General features: G+C 46.6%; 1 protein-coding gene. It reads right to left on the bottom strand.

Annotated features, from left to right (window positions below):
- Positions 1–214 (bottom strand): LON peptidase substrate-binding domain-containing protein (locus tag L9G74_RS22080; RefSeq protein ID WP_238899092.1); only part of this gene is annotated, 214 nt, incomplete at its 3' end.
- Positions 215–234 lie beyond the last annotated feature (20 nt).

Below are 234 nucleotides of genomic sequence, written 5' to 3'. Positions count from 1 at the left end.
AAGTGCCGACGGCGAAAATATCCTCTTCACCCGGTTCGTCTATCGAAATATCCTGCTGAGTGGCTAAAAAAATCATATGATCATGCATCATTGCCTGTTCAAGAGCCTGAACCGACTTGTCACGGCCTACATCTAAATGTAAAACCATTGTCGGGTATACCAATAAGCCTCTTAAAGGGAGGAGCGGGATGCTGCGTTTTGTATCTTCTGCCATGTGACTGACACCTCCGTGAC

It is taken from the genome of Shewanella electrica (assembly GCF_022321485.1).
Lineage (GTDB): Bacteria > Pseudomonadota > Gammaproteobacteria > Enterobacterales > Shewanellaceae > Shewanella > Shewanella electrica.
The sequence above is the reverse complement of the archived record's forward strand: the minus strand, read 5'-3'. Positions and strand labels throughout refer to the sequence as shown.